Source organism: Alistipes communis, assembly GCF_006542665.1.
Taxonomy (GTDB): Bacteria; Bacteroidota; Bacteroidia; order Bacteroidales; family Rikenellaceae; genus Alistipes; species Alistipes communis.
Map to the genome: position 1 here is coordinate 1,858,428 of NZ_AP019735.1, position 16,149 is coordinate 1,874,576.

Annotated in this window: 12 protein-coding genes; 6 read left to right on the plus strand and 6 right to left on the minus strand. The window is 59.6% G+C overall.

All coding sequences use genetic code 11. The features are described 5' to 3' along the window. Window positions 1-216 precede the first annotated feature (216 nt). Together pckA and FMF02_RS07715 are read left to right on the plus strand one after the other, a co-directional pair. A complete protein-coding gene (pckA, locus tag FMF02_RS07710; protein WP_019130334.1) occupies window positions 217-1,821 on the plus strand; it encodes a phosphoenolpyruvate carboxykinase (ATP) in 1,605 nt (534 codons plus the stop codon). A gap of 742 nt (window positions 1,822-2,563) precedes the next feature. Next, window positions 2,564-3,451, plus strand: coding sequence for a helix-turn-helix domain-containing protein (locus FMF02_RS07715; RefSeq protein WP_019130332.1), 888 nt, complete (start codon window positions 2,564-2,566; stop codon window positions 3,449-3,451). Between the two features lie 58 nt (window positions 3,452-3,509). Here the strand turns inward: FMF02_RS07715 and FMF02_RS07720 are convergent, their stop codons facing one another. Both FMF02_RS07720 and FMF02_RS07725 read right to left on the minus strand, forming a co-directional pair. After that, complete coding sequence (locus FMF02_RS07720) at window positions 3,510-4,883, minus strand: FAD-dependent oxidoreductase (protein WP_179952755.1); 1,374 nt, start codon at window positions 4,881-4,883, stop codon at window positions 3,510-3,512. A gap of 169 nt (window positions 4,884-5,052) precedes the next feature. Continuing rightward, the gene (locus tag FMF02_RS07725; protein ID WP_019130330.1) at window positions 5,053-6,051 is read right to left on the minus strand and encodes a class II fructose-bisphosphate aldolase; all 999 of its coding nucleotides are present in this window, start codon (window positions 6,049-6,051) and stop codon (window positions 5,053-5,055) included. Between the two features lie 470 nt (window positions 6,052-6,521). On the opposite strand from FMF02_RS07725, the gene FMF02_RS07730 reads away from it, so the two are divergent. The 4 genes from FMF02_RS07730 to recR all read left to right on the plus strand — a co-directional run bounded on the left by FMF02_RS07730 (window position 6,522) and on the right by recR (window position 11,605). Continuing rightward, entirely contained in the window at window positions 6,522-8,135 is a 1,614-nt protein-coding gene (locus FMF02_RS07730) for a fumarate hydratase (protein ID WP_019130329.1), read from the plus strand. A gap of 133 nt (window positions 8,136-8,268) precedes the next feature. Next, window positions 8,269-10,101, plus strand: coding sequence for a BatD family protein (locus FMF02_RS07735; protein ID WP_394344394.1), 1,833 nt, complete (start codon window positions 8,269-8,271; stop codon window positions 10,099-10,101). Window positions 10,102-10,107: 6 nt separating this feature from the next. Next, the gene (locus tag FMF02_RS07740; protein WP_141412711.1) at window positions 10,108-10,950 is read left to right on the plus strand and encodes a tetratricopeptide repeat protein; all 843 of its coding nucleotides are present in this window, start codon (window positions 10,108-10,110) and stop codon (window positions 10,948-10,950) included. A gap of 58 nt (window positions 10,951-11,008) precedes the next feature. Next, on the plus strand, window positions 11,009-11,605 hold the full coding sequence (recR, locus tag FMF02_RS07745) for a recombination mediator RecR (protein ID WP_141412712.1): 597 nt from the start codon (window positions 11,009-11,011) through the stop codon (window positions 11,603-11,605). 128 nt (window positions 11,606-11,733) lie between these two features. On the opposite strand, the gene FMF02_RS07750 is transcribed toward recR, so the two are convergent. The 4 genes from FMF02_RS07750 to tyrS form a co-directional block, all read right to left on the minus strand. Next, a complete protein-coding gene (locus FMF02_RS07750; protein WP_141412713.1) occupies window positions 11,734-12,546 on the minus strand; it encodes a hypothetical protein in 813 nt (270 codons plus the stop codon). A 312-nt stretch (window positions 12,547-12,858) separates the two neighbouring features. Further along, window positions 12,859-14,205 (minus strand): sodium-dependent transporter, encoded by a 1,347-nt coding sequence (locus tag FMF02_RS07755; RefSeq protein WP_141412714.1) that lies wholly within the window; start codon window positions 14,203-14,205, stop codon window positions 12,859-12,861. Window positions 14,206-14,417: 212 nt separating this feature from the next. Next, entirely contained in the window at window positions 14,418-14,771 is a 354-nt protein-coding gene (gene folB / locus FMF02_RS07760) for a dihydroneopterin aldolase (protein WP_019130322.1), read from the minus strand. A 64-nt stretch (window positions 14,772-14,835) separates the two neighbouring features. Then, entirely contained in the window at window positions 14,836-16,128 is a 1,293-nt protein-coding gene (gene tyrS, locus FMF02_RS07765) for a tyrosine--tRNA ligase (RefSeq protein WP_141412715.1), read from the minus strand. Window positions 16,129-16,149: the final 21 nt, after the last annotated feature.

Consider the following 16,149-nt stretch of genomic DNA (forward strand, 5'->3'; position numbering starts at 1 on the left):
TGTCGATCTGCTTGATGCCGGCTGTGTCCCGGCTTCGTCTCCTCGGTTTTTTAAATTTTGTGAAAAATTACTGTTAATTTTTTCACATTATCGTTTTTTTTACTAATTTTGCATCGGGAAAAAAGGGACTTGCCGCGAGTGCGGAGCCTTCGTCGGGAGAGTCCCGGGAAATCCCGGATAGAGTTGGATAAAGAGGTTTTAATAACGAATACAATTATGGACAAAATGGATTTGAAAAAGTACGGCATCACCGGCGTTACGGAGATCGTGTACAATCCGTCGTATGACGAGCTGTTCCGCGAGGAGACCAAGAAGGGCCTGCGCGGTTTCGACAAGGGCGTTGTAACCGACATGGGCGCCGTGAACGTGATGACCGGCGTCTATACCGGCCGTTCGCCCAAGGACAAGTTCTTCGTGATGGACGAGACGACGAAGGATACCATCTGGTGGACTTCGCCCGAATACAAGAACGACAACAAGCCCGTGACGAAGGCTGCATGGAAGGAGTTGAAGAAGCTCGCCGGCCAGGAGCTTTCGGGCAAGAAGCTCTACGTGGTCGATACCTTCTGCGGCGCCAACGAGAACACGCGCTTGAAGATCCGCTTCATCATGGAGGTGGCCTGGCAGGCACACTTCGTGAAGAACATGTTCATCCGTCCGACCGACGCCGAGCTGGAGCAGTACGGCGAACCCGACTTCGTGGTGCTCAACGCTTCGAAGGCGAAGGTGAAGAACTACAAGAAGCTGGGTCTGAACTCGGAGACGGCCGTGGTCTTCAACCTCACGGAGAAGATGCAGGTAATCCTCAACACGTGGTACGGCGGTGAGATGAAGAAGGGCATGTTCTCCTATATGAACTACCTGCTGCCGTTGAAGGGCATCGCTTCGATGCACTGCTCGGCCAACACCAACGAGAAGGGCGAGACGGCGATCTTCTTCGGTCTGTCGGGTACGGGCAAGACGACCCTCTCGACCGATCCCAAACGTCAGCTCATCGGCGACGACGAGCACGGCTGGGACGACGACGGCGTGTTTAACTTCGAGGGCGGCTGCTATGCCAAGGTCATCAATCTCTCGAAAGAGAACGAGCCCGACATCTGGAACGCTATCCGCCGCAACGCGCTGTTGGAGAACGTGACGGTCGGCCCGAAGGGCAAGATCGATTTCGCCGACAAGTCGGTGACCGAGAATACCCGCGTGTCGTATCCGATCTTCCATATCGAGAATATCGTGAAGCCCGTATCGAAGGCTCCGGCCGCCAAGAAGGTGATCTTCCTCTCGGCCGACGCATTCGGCGTGCTGCCTCCCGTCTCGATCCTCACGCCCGAGCAGACGAAGTACTACTTCCTCTCCGGCTTCACGGCCAAGCTGGCCGGTACCGAGCGCGGTATCACCGAGCCTACGCCGACCTTCTCGGCCTGCTTCGGCGCAGCCTTCCTGTCGCTGCACCCCACCAAGTACGGCGAGGAACTCGTTAAGCGCATGAAGAAGTCGGGCGCCAAGGCATATCTCGTGAACACGGGCTGGAACGGTACGGGCAAGCGTATCTCGATCAAGGATACCAGAGGCATCATCGACGCCATTCTCGACGGCTCGATCGACAAGGCCAAGACGAAGAAGCTCCCGATCTTCGATTTCGAAATCCCGACCGCACTGCCGGGCGTAGATCCCGCGATCCTCGATCCGCGCGATACCTACAAGTCGGCTTCGGAGTGGGACGTCAAGGCGAAGGATCTGGCCGAGCGCTTCATCAAGAACTTCGTGAAGTTCACGGGCAACGACGAGGGCAAGAGCCTCGTGGCTGCCGGTCCGAAGCTCTAAGCCGGTCTTACCGTTCAGGAGGAGCGAAAGAGTACGCGAAGGGCCGGTTCGATCTTCCGCAGACCGCAAGTGTTTGTGTTGTTGGTAGGTGAGAGCGGTTCGGCGGAGGTACGGTTTCCGATAGGGATTTCCGGTTCAGGGAATCGACCTTCCGCAGGCGGTGCGATCCGCAATCGGTTCGAATCTTCGCGGAGCGGGAACTTCCGTTCCACTCGTTGATCCTCCTAACTATTGAATGCAGGTTGGAAAATCATCGGATTTTCCAACCTGCATCCTTTTTATCCGGTCGGGTCGATCGTTCCGGCGGCGGTGCGGATCTTCCGGATGCGGCAGGGCCGGTTCGTCTGGAATCTTCCGGCGATGCGGTCGGCCGCGACGGCCTTTTACGCGGTTTTGCCTGCCGGCGGCTGCCCGCGCGGCCGGGCGGAGAGGGCGATTCCGGAGTCTCGTGCGTTGGTTTTGTACGCCGCAATCGGGGATCGCTACTTTTTAAGGGGTGAAAAAGGGGATTTTTTAGGAAATTCCGGGGAATTTCCGTATCATTGTAGATCGAAAATCCGGAAATGTGGATTCTTCCGGGGATTCACGTTCGGGAAATCTTTCTCGTCGGAGGAGGATGCGCGGCGGTCGCCGGGATGGATTTCGGGGCGGAGTTCCCGTAACGTGAGTTCGACGTGAATCCATGACGGCGAATCCGCAGGCAAGGTCAACAATTTGTTACGTCGAACTCTCGTTACGTTTTATGGTGAAGCCCAACAACCTGCGCAAGGTGTCCATCGCCCGGTTGAAGCAGGAGATGCAGGATACGGTTTTTCTGTCGGACGATCTGGCCATTACGACCATCGATTATCTGCGCAATCCCACGTCGGAGATTCCCGTGTCGCTCGACGGGTTCGCGGCGATGATCATGATGAGCGGGTCGGCGGTGCTCTCCATCGATACCGAGACCTATGAAGTCCGGCCCAACATGCTGGTATTCTTCCGTCCCGGCAGCATCATCCGGACGATCCGCTGTTCGTCCGATGCGACGGCCTATCTGGTCGCCTGTTCGAAGGCGTTCGTCAGCGACATCCAGGTCGATATTTCGGCGTCGCTGCCCATTCACATGCGCTTCGGCCGCAAACCCTGTTTGCAGGTGACCGAACGCGACGTGGCCGAAATCCGGCAGTTTTTCCAGCTTATCAAGACCGTGATCCAGAGCGATAAGGAGCGGTATCGCAAGGAGATCATCCACACGCTTTTCACGGCGGTTTTCTATCTGATTACCGAGTTGAACCAGCGCGAGCAGTCGAGCGAGCAGAAGCAGGGCCGCTGCGAAGTGCTTTTCGACCAGTTCATGCAGCTGCTGGGCGAGTACAACAAGCGGGAGCGGAACGTGAGTTTTTATGCCAGGCAGTTGAACATCACCCCGAAATATCTCTCGTCGGTGGTGAAGGAGGTGAGCGGCAAGACGGCGGCCAAGTGGATCGACGAATCGGTCATCCTCGAAGCGAAGTCGTTGCTGAAATATTCGGGCATGAGTATTCAGGAGATCGCCTACCACCTCAATTTCAGTACGCAGTCCTTCTTCGGAAAGTATTTCAAACAGCATACGGGTACCTCGCCGTCGCGTTACAAGCGCAAGGGGTAACGACGAAGCGCGGGGTTCCGGAATCGGGACCCCGCGCTCGCATTTTATACGGAGCGGATCAGTCGCGCAGGTAGGCGCCCGTCGCACGCAGTTCGGCGCGCAGCGCCTCCACGTCGAGATCGGCGGGCTGCACGCCCGCCTTCAAGGCCAGCCGTGCGGCGCGTCCGGCCGCTTCGCCCAACGCCATGCAGGTCGACATGACGCGCGTCGAAGCCATCGCTTCGTGGTTCATCGACGAGCAGCGGCCCGCGACGAGCAGATTGCCTACATGGGCCGGAATCAGCGTGCGGTAGGGGATGTCGTAGCAGTCGTCGCACCAGTAGAGCGTGCAGTCGCCGCCCTTGGCGTGGTGGATGTCCACCGGATAGCCCGCCACGGCGATGGCATCGTCGAAACGACGGTCTTCGAGAATATCTTCTGCCGTGAGGACGTATTTGCCTACGATCACGCGGCTCTCGCGGATACCCATGAAGGGTGCGATTTTTTCCAGATGCGCTCCGGCGAAGCCCGGCACGAATTCGCGCAGGTAACGTTCCACCTCGTAGACCTGCTTGCGGCCCTCGATCTCGCCGTGCGTGTAGCTTTCGGGACGGGTCGAGTCGACGCCGTTCACGCGCGTCATGTTGACCCAGATCTCGTCGTCGGCAAGTCCCGTGATGAGGATCGTGCGTGCTACGGGGATGTGGATACCCTTGGCGCGCGCCTGCTCGATTTGGTTGCGCAAGCCGACGGTGATGAACTTGCCCGTGCGGAACTGCTCGGCCGGCATGGTGTCCATGTCGTAGACGTCGGGATGCTGGACGATCGCGTCGCGCAGCCGCTGCACGTCGACACCCTTCATACAGAACATCAGCGTCGGGGGCTGCATGCCGCCTTCGGCGTCGCCCTTGCGGCACTCGACGCCCGCGTGGAAGGCCACGTCGCCGTCGCCCGTGCAGTCGATGACGGTGCGGGCCAAGATCGCTTCGCGGCCCGCCTTGCTCTCGATGATGACGCCCTTCACGTCGTCGCCCTCCTTGACTACGTCGGTGCAGAAGACGTAGAGCAGTACCTCGACGCCCTTCTCCTCCATGATTTCGAGTGCCGTGCGCTTGGCCTCTTCGGGGTCGATGATCGTCAGGCTCATGTGCAGGGCGCAGGGACGGTGTTCGCTCGCTGCGCCGCGTGCACGCAGCCGGTCGATGAAGTTCTGGGGCAGGCCCTTGATGATCTGCGTTCCCTTGTGTCCCAGGAATCCGAGTACAGGCAGGCCGATCGTAAGGTTGCCGCCCAGAAAACCGCGGCTCTCGACGAGCATTACGCGCAGGCCGTCGCCCGCAGCCGCCTCGGCGGCCATGATGCCGGCGGGGCCGCCGCCCACGACCAGAACGTCCGCCTCGGCGCGGACGGGGATGTCGCGTGCCGGACAATGTATTGAATGTTTTTCGCTCATAATTAGGATGGGTTGTTTATCGGTTCATGATTTATCCGTTTTGACCCGCGGCCGAAACGTTTCGTTTTCGGTTGTAAATATATGTTTTTTATGTCGAAAAAGCAAATAAAAAGAAAACGTCCGGAGAGAAAACCGGACGTTTTTCGTATAAAGGGTCTCGTGTACGAGACTAAGCCTTGCCTGCCGAACCCAGCACGTTCTCGCATTTGTGCATGTAGAGCTTCTTCAACTCGTCGCGGGCCGGACCCAGGTATTTGCGGGGGTCGAACTCGGCGGGGTTGTCGATGAAGACCTTGCGTACGGCGGCGGTCATCGCCAGACGGCCGTCGGAGTCGATGTTGATCTTGCATACGGCGCTCTTGGCTGCCTTGCGGAGCTGCTCCTCGGGAATGCCGACGGCATCTTTGAGCTTGCCGCCATGCGTGTTGATGATCTTCACGTACTCCTGCGGAACCGACGAAGCACCATGCAGCACGATGGGGAATCCGGGGAGTTTCTTCTCGATCTCGGCCAGAATGTCGAAGCGCAGTTCGGGCGGAACGAGGATGCCCTCGGCGTTGCGGGTGCACTGTTCGGGCTTGAACTTGTTGGCGCCGTGCGACGTGCCGATCGAGATGGCCAGCGAGTCGACGCCGGTCTTCGTCACGAAATCGATCACCTCTTCGGGCTTGGTGTAGTGCGCGACCTCCGAAGCTACCTCGTCTTCGACGCCGGCCAGTACGCCCAGCTCGCCTTCGACCGTCACGTCGTGCTGGTGAGCATACTCGACGACCTTTTTCGTGAGGGCTACGTTCTCATCGTAGGGGAGCGACGAACCGTCGATCATCACCGACGAGAAGCCCATGTCGATGCAGCTCTTGCACAGTTCGAACGAATTGCCGTGGTCGAGGTGCAGCGTAATCGGAATACCCTTGCCGCCGTTGAGCTCCTTGGCATACTCCACGGCGCCCTGTGCCATGTAGCGCAGCAACGTCTGGTTGGCGTATTTGCGGGCGCCGGCCGACACTTGCAGGATAACGGGCGAATTGGCCTCGACGCACGCCGAAATGATCGCCTGCAACTGCTCCATGTTGTTGAAGTTGAATGCAGGAATGGCATAACCGCCCTTGATGGCCTTGGCGAACATCTCGCGCGTATTCACCAGTCCGAGTTCTTTGTAAGATACCATAACCGTTAAATTTTAGTTATTTGATACGAAATGAATCTCTATGGGAGTTCATGCAAAGATACAACAAAATTCAGAAACCGCCGCGCGGGAATTCGGAATATTTTTTAATAAATTGAAAAGCGTGCGGCGCGGGCGGATATTTCGCAAGAATTTCGTATCTTCGACGGCGTCTTAGATACTTCGCTCGGCATAATCAAACATAAATGTTTGCTTCTGCGCTCGACTTTTCGTATCTTTGGCCTCTGTAAATCGCAGACCGGCGGAGGGCGCTTTGCGCCGTCGTGCCGTGCATCGCGGCCGGGAAGCGGAGAGCGGATTTCCTTCGGGAAGAATGCCGGTGCGGTGCGATTGTAATGTTAAGGAACGTTTTCGTTAAGCCGAGTGCAGAGCCGAACTTGTTCAGGCTATGCCGAAGCGAGAAAACGAGGAAAGGAATTCAACATTTAACGATCTAAAAAATAACGCGAATTATGCCAGAATTCATCTATCAGGAGCCGTTCCCCGTGGGCGAGGACACCACGGAGTACCGTCTGTTGACCAAGGATTACGTGAAAGTCGTGGAGTGCGACGGCCGCAAGATTTTGAAAGTCGACCCCAAGGGGTTGGAGGAGTTGTCGAAGGCCGCCTATTCCGACGTGTCGTTCTACCTGCGTGCTTCGCACTTGCAGAAACTGCGCAACATCCTCGAAGATTCCGAAGCCTCCGACAACGACCGCTTCGTGGCCTACACCATGCTGCTGAACCAGTGCGTCGCAGCCGAAGGCGAACTGCCCACCTGTCAGGACACGGGTACGGCGATCTGTATCGGCCACAAGGGCGAGGACGTCTATACGGGCGCCGACGACGCCGAGCATATCGCGCGCGGCGTCTACGAGACCTACAAGGAGCGCAACCTGCGCTATTCGCAGGTGGTTCCCTTCACGATGACCGACGAGAAGAATTCGGGCACGAACCTTCCGGCGCAGATCGACATCTACGGAGGCCACCCCGGCATGGAGTACGAGTTCCTCTTCATCACCAAGGGCGGCGGTTCGGCCAACAAGACCTTCCTCTACCAGCAGACCAAGGCGCTGCTCAACGAGAAGACGCTCACCGAGTTCATCCGTACCCACATCAAGGATCTGGGCACTTCGGCCTGCCCGCCCTACCATCTGGCGATCTGCATCGGCGGAACGTCGGCCGAAATGTGCCTCTCGACCGTGAAGAAGGCCTCGGCGGGTTATCTCGACGCGCTGCCCACGTCGGGCAACGAGGGCGGCCGCTGCTTCCGCGATCTGGAATGGGAGGAGAAGGTGCTCAAAATCTGCCAGGAGAGCGGCGTGGGCGCTCAGTTCGGCGGCAAGTACCTCGTGCATGACGTGCGGGTGATCCGTGCGCCGCGTCATGCCGCTTCGTGCCCCGTGGCCATCGGCGTGAGCTGCTCGGCCGACCGCAACATCAAGGCGAAGATCACCCCCGAAGGCATCTTCCTGGAGCAGTTGGAGAAGAATCCCGCCCGGTTCCTTCCGAAGCAGGCGCCTGCCATGTCGCCGGCCGTCGACATCGATCTGGACGAGGGGATGGACAAGGTGCGCGAGATTCTGACGAAGTATCCGATCAAGACGCGCCTGAACCTGCGCGGAACGCTCATCGTGGCACGCGACATCGCCCACGCCCGCATCAAGCAGATGCTCGACGAAGGCAAGCCGATGCCCGACTATTTCAAGAAGCATCCGGTCTACTACGCCGGCCCCGCGAAGACTCCCGAGGGGATGGCTTCGGGTTCGTTCGGCCCCACGACGGCCGGCCGTATGGATCCCTACGTCGACCTGTTCCAGTCGCACGGCGGTTCGATGGTGATGGTGGCCAAGGGCAACCGTTCGCAGGCCGTCACCGACGCCTGCCGGAAGCACGGCGGGTTCTATCTGGGGTCGATCGGCGGGCCGGCGGCGATTCTGGCCAAGAACTCGATCAAGTCGGTCGAGGTGGTCGACTTCCCCGAGCTGGGCATGGAGGCCGTCCGCAAGATCTACGTCGAGGATTTCCCCGCCTTCGTCATCGTGGACGACAAGGGCAACGACTTCTTCGCCGACTTCAAGCACTGATGCCTGAAAAGGTCTGATACGCACCACAATCGGCTCTTCGGAGCCGACTGTGGTGTGTTTTGTGCCGCAGGCAATAAAACGGCCTGTTTTTCGTTACGTCCAAGATAGTACAACAGTCAATCGATATTACGGAATGAAACGAACCGTTTATACGTGGATGCTGACCTTGCTGACGGTATTCGGCGCAACGGTCGCGTCGGCCGACGAAAAGGTCTCCTTCGAGGTGAAGGCGCCGATGGTGGTGGCCAAAGGCGAAGCCGTGCGCGTCGAATTCTCGCTCAACGCCTCTCCCGACGAAGGTTCCTTCACGGCCCCGTCGTTCGAGGGGTTCGACGTGATCGCAGGACCGGCCTTTTCGCAGGGCAGTTCGATTCAGATCGTTAACGGGCAGATGACCCGCAGCAGCAACTACACGATCACCTACGTGCTTTTGCCGCAGCAGGAGGGCAACTTCACCATCGGTGCGGCCTCCGTGCGGGTCGGCAAGAGCCAGTACAAGACCAAGGCGCTGCCGATCGAGGTGGTGGAGGAGACGCCGGAGAGCAGCGGCGGCCAGCAGGCGGTGCAGGGCGGCCAGTCGGCCGACGACGTGCAGCAGGTCTCGAAGGACGACATCCTGCTGCGCATGATTCTGTCGCGCACGACCGCTTTCAAGGGCGAGCCGATCCGTGCGACGCTCAAACTCTACTACCGCGTCAACCTGCGGGGCGACAACGGCAGCAAGTTCCCGTCGTTCAACGGCTTCTGGGCACAGGAGATCGAGCAGGACGCACAGCCCCAGCGCGAACGCTACAACGGCAAGGTCTACGAGACGCAGGTCATCAAGGAGTATCTGCTCTACCCGCAGCAGTCGGGCGAACTGACCGTCGAACCCGCCGAGCTGAACGTCGTTGCGCAGGTGTTGGTGCAGAGCGCCAATCCCGATCCCTTCTTCGGCGGCGGCCACGAGGTCTACGACGTGCGCCGTTCGCTGCGCACGGCACCGGTCAAGGTGACGGTGCGCGACCTGCCCGCGGGCGCTCCGGCAAGTTTCAGCGGTGCCGTCGGCAAGTTCACGATGGCCTCCGACGTTCCTTCGACGGAGCTGGCGGCCAACTCGGCGGCGACCTATACGATCAAGATTTCGGGTACGGGCAACCTGTCGTTCGTACAGGCGCCCAAACTGACGCTCCCCAGTTCGTTCGAGCAGTACAACGTCAAGACGACCGAGTCGATGAAGACCACGGCGGCCGGTACGACCGGCTACCGTCAGTTCGAATACCCGTTCATCGCCCGCGCCGAAGGCGAGTACGAGATCGCACCGGTGGAGTTCACCTATTTCGACCCCGCGAAGAAGCAGTATATCACGCTTTCGACGGCGCGTCTGCCGATCAACATCGCGCCCGATGCGGGCGGCGGCGTAGCGGCGCAGGTGGTCACGGGTCTTTCGAAGGAGGATGTGAAGCTGCTGGGGCAGGACATCCGTTTCATCAAACTCGGACGCGGAAACCTGCATTTGCAGGGGCGGCCGTTCATGGGCGGGACGCTCTATTTCGTGCTGCTGGCGGCGATCGTGGGACTCTTCGCGGCGGCATACGTCGCGCTGCGCAAACGGATCCGCGACCGTCAGAATGCGGTGCTCATGCGCGGCAAGCGAGCCAACAAGGTGGCCGTACAGCGGTTCCGCGCTGCGGCGAAATTCATGCAGGAGGAGAACCGCCATGCCTTTTACGAGGAGATGCTGCGGGCGTTGTGGGGCTACATGAGCGACAAGTTCAACATTCCGGTGGCCAATCTGACGAAGGAGAACGTGCGCGAGGAGCTCAATAAACGGGGCGTTTCGCAGGAGTTGTCGCAGAGCTTCTCGGAGATCATCTCGCAGTGCGACGAGGCGCAGTACTCGCCGTTGGCCGGGGCGCGCATGAGCGACGTCTACAACGCAGGGGTGGATTTTATTTCGAAACTCGAATCGGTGATTAAAAAATAGGAGGCTATGAGAACCAGCCGGATATTTTGGAGCCTGCTGCTCCTGTTCCTGAGTCTTACCGCTGCTGCGCGGGCGCAGGGCGACCGCGATTCGCTCGCTGCCGCGACGACCGATCCGCTGACCGTGCAGACGGCCGGCGGCAACTCGCTGGCTGCCGTCGAGCAGGTGTGGGACGCCGCCAATACGGCCTATATCAATTCGGACTATCATCGGGCGATCGATGCCTACCGGCAGTTGATCCTGCGGGGCTATGCGTCCGATAAACTCTACTACAATCTGGCCAACGCCTACTTCAAGGTGGGGCGTTACGGCAAGGCGATTCTCTACTACAACCGCGCGCTGCGGCTCGCTCCGGGCGATGCGGACATCCGCTACAATCTCGACGTGGCCAATACCTTCACCAAGGACAAGATCGCCGTCGTGCCGGAGTTTTTCCTCAAAGGCTGGGTGCGCTCGGTGCGCATGTCGCTCGGGAGCACTGCGTGGAGCGTCGTCTCGCTGGCGGCGCTGGCGCTGCTCTTCGCGCTCGTGCTGCTTTACCTGCTGGCCGGAAGGCTGGCGTGGCGCAAGGCGGGTTTCTACGGTACGCTGGCGATGCTGCTCGTCTTCGTCGCCTCCACCTCGTTCGCCGTGACCGAGCGGCGCGAGCTGCTCGACAGTACGGAGGCCGTCGTGATGAGTTCGTCGGTCTCGGTCAAGAGTTCGCCCGACAAGGCGTCGACCGATCTGTTCGTGTTGCACGAGGGGACGAAGGTCCGCACGGTGAGCGAGCTGGGCGACTGGCGCGAGATCGTCATCGCCGACGGCAAGAAGGGGTGGGTCGAGGCCCGCACGATCGAAACGATTTAACGAAAACGCATCGCGGCGGCGACCGGTTCAGGTCGCCGCCGCGGATATTCATTCTCGAATGTCTCAATTACTGACCGACGTGGTGGAGGAGTTGTCCAAACTCCCCGGAATCGGCCGCCGCACGGCGTTGCGGCTGGCCATGCACCTGTTGCGCATGGAGCCGTCGATCGTGGCGGGCATGACGCGGAGCATCGACCGGTTCCGCCGCGAAATCCGTTATTGCAGGGAGTGCAACAATCTGTCGGACACCGATGTCTGCCCGATCTGCGAAGATCCGAAACGCGACCGTTCGACGATCTGCGTCGTGGAGCAGGTGGCCGACGTCCTCTCGATCGAACATACGCAGCAGTACCGGGGGCTCTATCATGTGCTGGGCGGCGTCATCTCGCCCATGCAGGGAATCGCGCCCTCCGACCTGAAAATCGACCTGCTGGTCGAGCGCATTCGCCGGGGCGGCGTGGGCGAGGTGATTCTGGCGATCTCCACCTCGGTCGAGGGCGAGACGACGCTCTTCTACCTGATGAACCGTTTGCGGGAGTTCCCCGACCTGAAAATCACCTCCATCGCACGCGGCATCGGGTTCGGCGACGAGCTGGAATACGTCGACGAACTGACGCTGACCCATGCGTTGCTCAACCGGCGTGCCGTGGAGTAGCGTACATGCCGGTCGAAAAGAGCGCCTGCCGTTCCGTTTTCAACGCATTCACCCCTGCCGCAGCACGCGGCAGGGGTGAATTTCATTTCCGGAGATTTTTCGGCTCGTCTCCGGTTGCCTGTGTCCGTTTAGAAACGGAAACTGAAATAGACGCGGAACGATTTGGTTTTGAGCTTCAAATCCTGCAAGTCGGTCAGCACGTCGTCCGCCGAGGGGATGTCGCCGCTGAAATCGCCGTCGGAGTAATCGCCTTCCAGATCGTCGAGGTTGAGACCCAGACCGTCGTACGACGCTTTGCCCCAACGCCATTCGCAGCCGACCGAGAGTACCTTCCAGGCTACGGCGAAACCCGTGTTGCAGAAGGTCGCATAGTGATGGTAGAACTCGTCGTTGAGGTACATCATCGAGTAGGAGGGTGTTACGCGGAAGTAGGCGCTCACTTTGAGGTGGTGCACCGGATTGATCGTCACCGACGGGCCGATCTGCATACCGTATTCGAGCTGGTGGGCCTTTTCGGAGTAAAGCTCGTCCGTGTCGTAGTCGTATGCCTCGACCTTGTATTGTGCGTAGTTGAGGTCCATCCACGACCAGTCGATGCCGAACTTGATCATGCCGGCCAGCGGCTTCTTGTGCAGGTAGTAGGTTTTACCCCAGACGATCGCCGCACCGAAGTCGCTTTTCAATTCGCCGCCGCCGAGTTTGTCCCACCCGTCGATGTCGGGAGAGAGTTTCTGGTTGACGTAATTCAGGTTGAAATACTTGGAACGGTCTTTCCAGATCGCGCGGTTGCTTTCCGCTGCTTCGGTCTCCTTTACGCGGGCCGACATGTCACTGAGCGCCTGATTCAGCGAGTCCAGTTTCTGCTGCGAGACTTCCTGCGCCGATGCGGCGATTCCCCCCCCCATGCAGACGGTGAAAATGAGCAGTACGAGTTTCTTCATAAAATCGATTTAGATTAGAAATTGGAATTATGTAAAGCAGTAAATGTCTTTTTTCATTTTCAACATCCGTTTTCCCTGTCCGGCTTTCGTCTTCATCGGGCGATAGCCGTTTCGCGCGGAGACGTGTTTCGGCATTCGTCGCCGTTTCGGGGGGGCGGAACCGCTTCCCGAACGCAAACCGTTGATATGCGGACGCATGGGAAAACCCGCTCCGGCTGCAAATATAGGAAAAAATACGAAAAGGTCGACTTTTCTGAATAAAAAGTCGACTTTCCGAGGGACAAATTTAAAGTGTATGACCGCTGTCGCGAATCAGAGCACTCCCAGGTTATCCAGGAAGATCAGCAGGATCACCACCGGACAAACCCAGCGCAGCAGCATGCCGAGCAGCGGCCAGAGGTGCAGGCGCAGCGCGCCATGGTTGGTCAGTTCCGCCGGCATGAACCGCCGGTCGAGTACCCAACCCGTGAAGATGCAGATGAAGAAACCGCCTGCGGGCAGCATGATGTTGGCCGTCACGAAGTCCAGCAGGTCGAAGAACGATTTCCCGCCGAGCTGCAACCACTGCCATGCGCCGAGCGACAACGAAGCGGCTGCACCCAGTACGATGCAGGCACCGGTGACGATCCATGCCGCCGCACGGCGGCTCAGATGCCACTCCTCCTGCACGTAGACGGTCAGCACCTCGTGCAGCGAGATCGTGGAGGTGAGGGCTGCGATGACCAGCAGCAGGAAGAAGATCGTCGACCATACCATGCTCAGCGGAAGCGTGTTGAAGATCGCGGGCAGGGTGACGAAGACCAGCGAGGGGCCGGCCGTGGGTTCGATGCCGACGCTGAAAACGGCCGGAAAGATCACCAGCCCCGCCAACACCGCCACGAGCGTATCGATGAAGGCGACTTGCAGGGCGGTGTGCGTGATGTTGGTGTCGTTCTTGAAATAGGAGGCGTAGGTCACCAGGCAGCCCAGACCGATCGACAGCGAGAAGAAGGCCTGTCCGAGCGCGGTGAGCACCGTCGAGGGCGTCACCTTCGAGAAGTCGGGAGCGAAGAGGAATTTCACGCCTTCGGTGCCGCCAGGCAGCAGGATGGAGTGGACGGCCAGCACCACGAGGATCAACAGCAGCAGCGGCATCATGATGCGAGCCGAGCGTTCGATCCCTTTCTGGACGCCCAGCGCGATGACGCCGTGCGTCAGCAGGGTGAAGACGACGGTGTAGAGCAACGGTTTCCACGGGTTCTGCGTGAAGGCGTTGAAGAGCGATTCGTAGGCTTCGGGGGTACTGATGCGTGTGAATTCGCCCGTGAGCGAGTGGATCATGTATTCCAGCGTCCAGCCCGAGACCACCAGATAGAAGCCCATGATGAGCAGCGGAGCCAGAATACTGTTGTAGCCCAGGATCGACCAGCGGCTCGAAAGGGTGCGGTAGGCGCCCACGGCGTTGCGGTGGGTATTGCGTCCGATGGCGAATTCCGAAAGCATGATCGGCACGCCGAGCAGCAGGACGCTGAGGATGTAGATCAGCAGGAACGCGCCGCCGCCGTTCTCCCCTGCGACATAGGGGAAACGCCAGATGTTGCCCAATCCGACGGCGCTGCCCGCCGTGACGAGCACGGCGCTCAGCCGGCCGCCGAATGTGGCCCGATGAGTTGTCTTCATAGCTTGACGTTTTCGTTAAGCCGCGCACAGCGCAGAACTTGTTCCGTCTATGCCGCAGCGGGAAAAGGTGCACCTATCTATCTTCGTCGGGAGAGGGCGGCGTTCGGGCCGGTCTCCCGTCTGTTTGCAGTATGCGCCCTGCTTCGGGCGGGCGTGTCCCGTGCATGTGGGCCGGCAACGCCGCGACGGCGATCGCCCGCGTCGTTTCGGGGCTATCCTTCCAGCGTCACCGAGACGCGGGCGATCTTGCCGCCCAGCGGGGGGGCGAGTTTGGCTACCGTGCAACGCACGTGCCGCACTGCGGGAAAGCGCGCGTGCAACGCTTCGATGATATTCGTCGCCACGCGCTCGATCGTGCGCTGCGTGACGGCCATGCGTTCGCGGACGATTTCGTAGACGGTCAGGTAGTTGACGGCCTCCTCCACGGCGTCGTGCGCGGCGATGCCGCCCAGTTCGGTCGTAATCGAGAGCGTCACCTCGAAACGGTTCCCGACGCGCTGTTCGAGGTCGTAACAGCCGTGGAAGGCGTGGAACTCCATGCCTTGAAGATCGATCGTGTAGAGCATAGGCGTATGCAGTATGCGCAATCGGGAAGATTCCTTTACGGAGCCTTCCCGATTGCGATGAAACTTATTCGACGGTCACGAGATAGTAGTTCTTCTTGCCGCGCTGCACGAGCAGGTATTTGCCGGCGATCAGATCGGCTTCGGTGACGGGGCGCATCGCATCGGCGACCTTCTCCTTGTTGAGTGCCACGCCGCCGCCCTGCACCATCTTGCGGCATTCGCCCTTCGAGGGGAAGATCTGCGTCGCCGCAGCGCAGAGGTCGACGAACGGCAACCCCAGTTCGGCGCGTGCCACGGTGAACTGCGGCACCCCTTCGAAGACCTGCAACAACGTCTGTTCGTCGAGCCGGCGCAACGCCTCGGAGGTCGCGCCGCCGAAGAGGATCTGCGACGCTTCGACCGCCTTCTCGTACTCCTCGCGCGAGTGGATCATCACGGTGATCTCCTCGGCCAGCCGCTTCTGCAACGTGCGCAGGTGGGGCGCTGCGTCGTGTTCGGCGACGAGTGCGTCGATCGTCGCACGGTCGAGCAGGGTGAAGATCTTGATGTAGCGTTTGGCGTCGTCGTCGCTCACGTTGAGCCAGAACTGGTAGAACTTGTAGGGCGACGTATAGCGCGGATCGAGCCATACGTTGCCGCTCTCGGTCTTGCCGAACTTGGTGCCGTCGGCCTTCGTGATGAGCGGGCAGGTGATCGCATAGGCTTCGGCGCCCAGCTTGCGGCGGATCAGCTCGGTGCCGGTGGTGATGTTACCCCACTGGTCGGATCCGCCCAACTGCACCTTGCAGCCGTATTTCTCGTAGAGGTGCATGAAATCGAAACCCTGCACCAGCTGGTAGGAGAATTCGGTGAACGACATGCCGTCGCCCTCGCCGTTGAAACGCTTCTTGACCGAATCCTTGGCCATCATGTAGTTGACCGTGATCAGCTTGCCGATGTCGCGGATGAAGTCGAGGAAGCCGATCCCCTTCATCCAGTCGTAGTTGTTGACCATCAGCGCGGCGTTGGGGGCGTCGGAGTCGAAGTCGATGAGTTTGGCCAGCTGCCGCTTGATCGCCTCCTGATTGCGGCGCAGCGTCTCCTCGTCGAGCAGGTTGCGCTCCTGCGACTTGCCCGACGGATCGCCGATCATGCCCGTTGCGCCGCCGACCAGTGCGATGGGACGGTGGCCGCACATCTGGAAATGTTTGAGAATCATCACTCCCACCAGATGTCCGATATGCAGCGAGTCGGCCGTGGGATCGATACCCAGATAGGCCGTCGTCATCTCTTTTTCAAGTTGTTCCTTTGCGCCCGGCATGATCGTGTGGATCATGCCGCGCCATTCCAGTTCCTCGATGAAGTTTTTGATTGCCATATTGTTTTTGTTCTTATTTTT

Bases quoted from the DNA above. Each gene is read 5' to 3' on its own strand.
- FMF02_RS07730 (WP_019130329.1), top strand. From the start codon at position 6,522: ATGCCAGAATTCATCTATCAGGAGCCGTTCCCCGTGGGCGAGGACACC.
- pckA (WP_019130334.1), top strand. From the start codon at position 217: ATGGACAAAATGGATTTGAAAAAGTACGGCATCACCGGCGTTACGGAG.
- FMF02_RS07720 (WP_179952755.1), bottom strand. From the start codon at position 4,883: ATGAGCGAAAAACATTCAATACATTGTCCGGCACGCGACATCCCCGTC.
- FMF02_RS07755 (WP_141412714.1), bottom strand. From the start codon at position 14,205: ATGAAGACAACTCATCGGGCCACATTCGGCGGCCGGCTGAGCGCCGTG.
- folB (WP_019130322.1), bottom strand. From the start codon at position 14,771: ATGCTCTACACGATCGATCTTCAAGGCATGGAGTTCCACGCCTTCCAC.
- FMF02_RS07740 (WP_141412711.1), top strand. From the start codon at position 10,108: ATGAGAACCAGCCGGATATTTTGGAGCCTGCTGCTCCTGTTCCTGAGT.
- recR (WP_141412712.1), top strand. From the start codon at position 11,009: ATGTCTCAATTACTGACCGACGTGGTGGAGGAGTTGTCCAAACTCCCC.
- FMF02_RS07750 (WP_141412713.1), bottom strand. From the start codon at position 12,546: ATGAAGAAACTCGTACTGCTCATTTTCACCGTCTGCATGGGGGGGGGA.
- tyrS (WP_141412715.1), bottom strand. From the start codon at position 16,128: ATGGCAATCAAAAACTTCATCGAGGAACTGGAATGGCGCGGCATGATC.
- FMF02_RS07725 (WP_019130330.1), bottom strand. From the start codon at position 6,051: ATGGTATCTTACAAAGAACTCGGACTGGTGAATACGCGCGAGATGTTC.
- FMF02_RS07735 (WP_394344394.1), top strand. From the start codon at position 8,269: ATGAAACGAACCGTTTATACGTGGATGCTGACCTTGCTGACGGTATTC.
- FMF02_RS07715 (WP_019130332.1), top strand. From the start codon at position 2,564: ATGGTGAAGCCCAACAACCTGCGCAAGGTGTCCATCGCCCGGTTGAAG.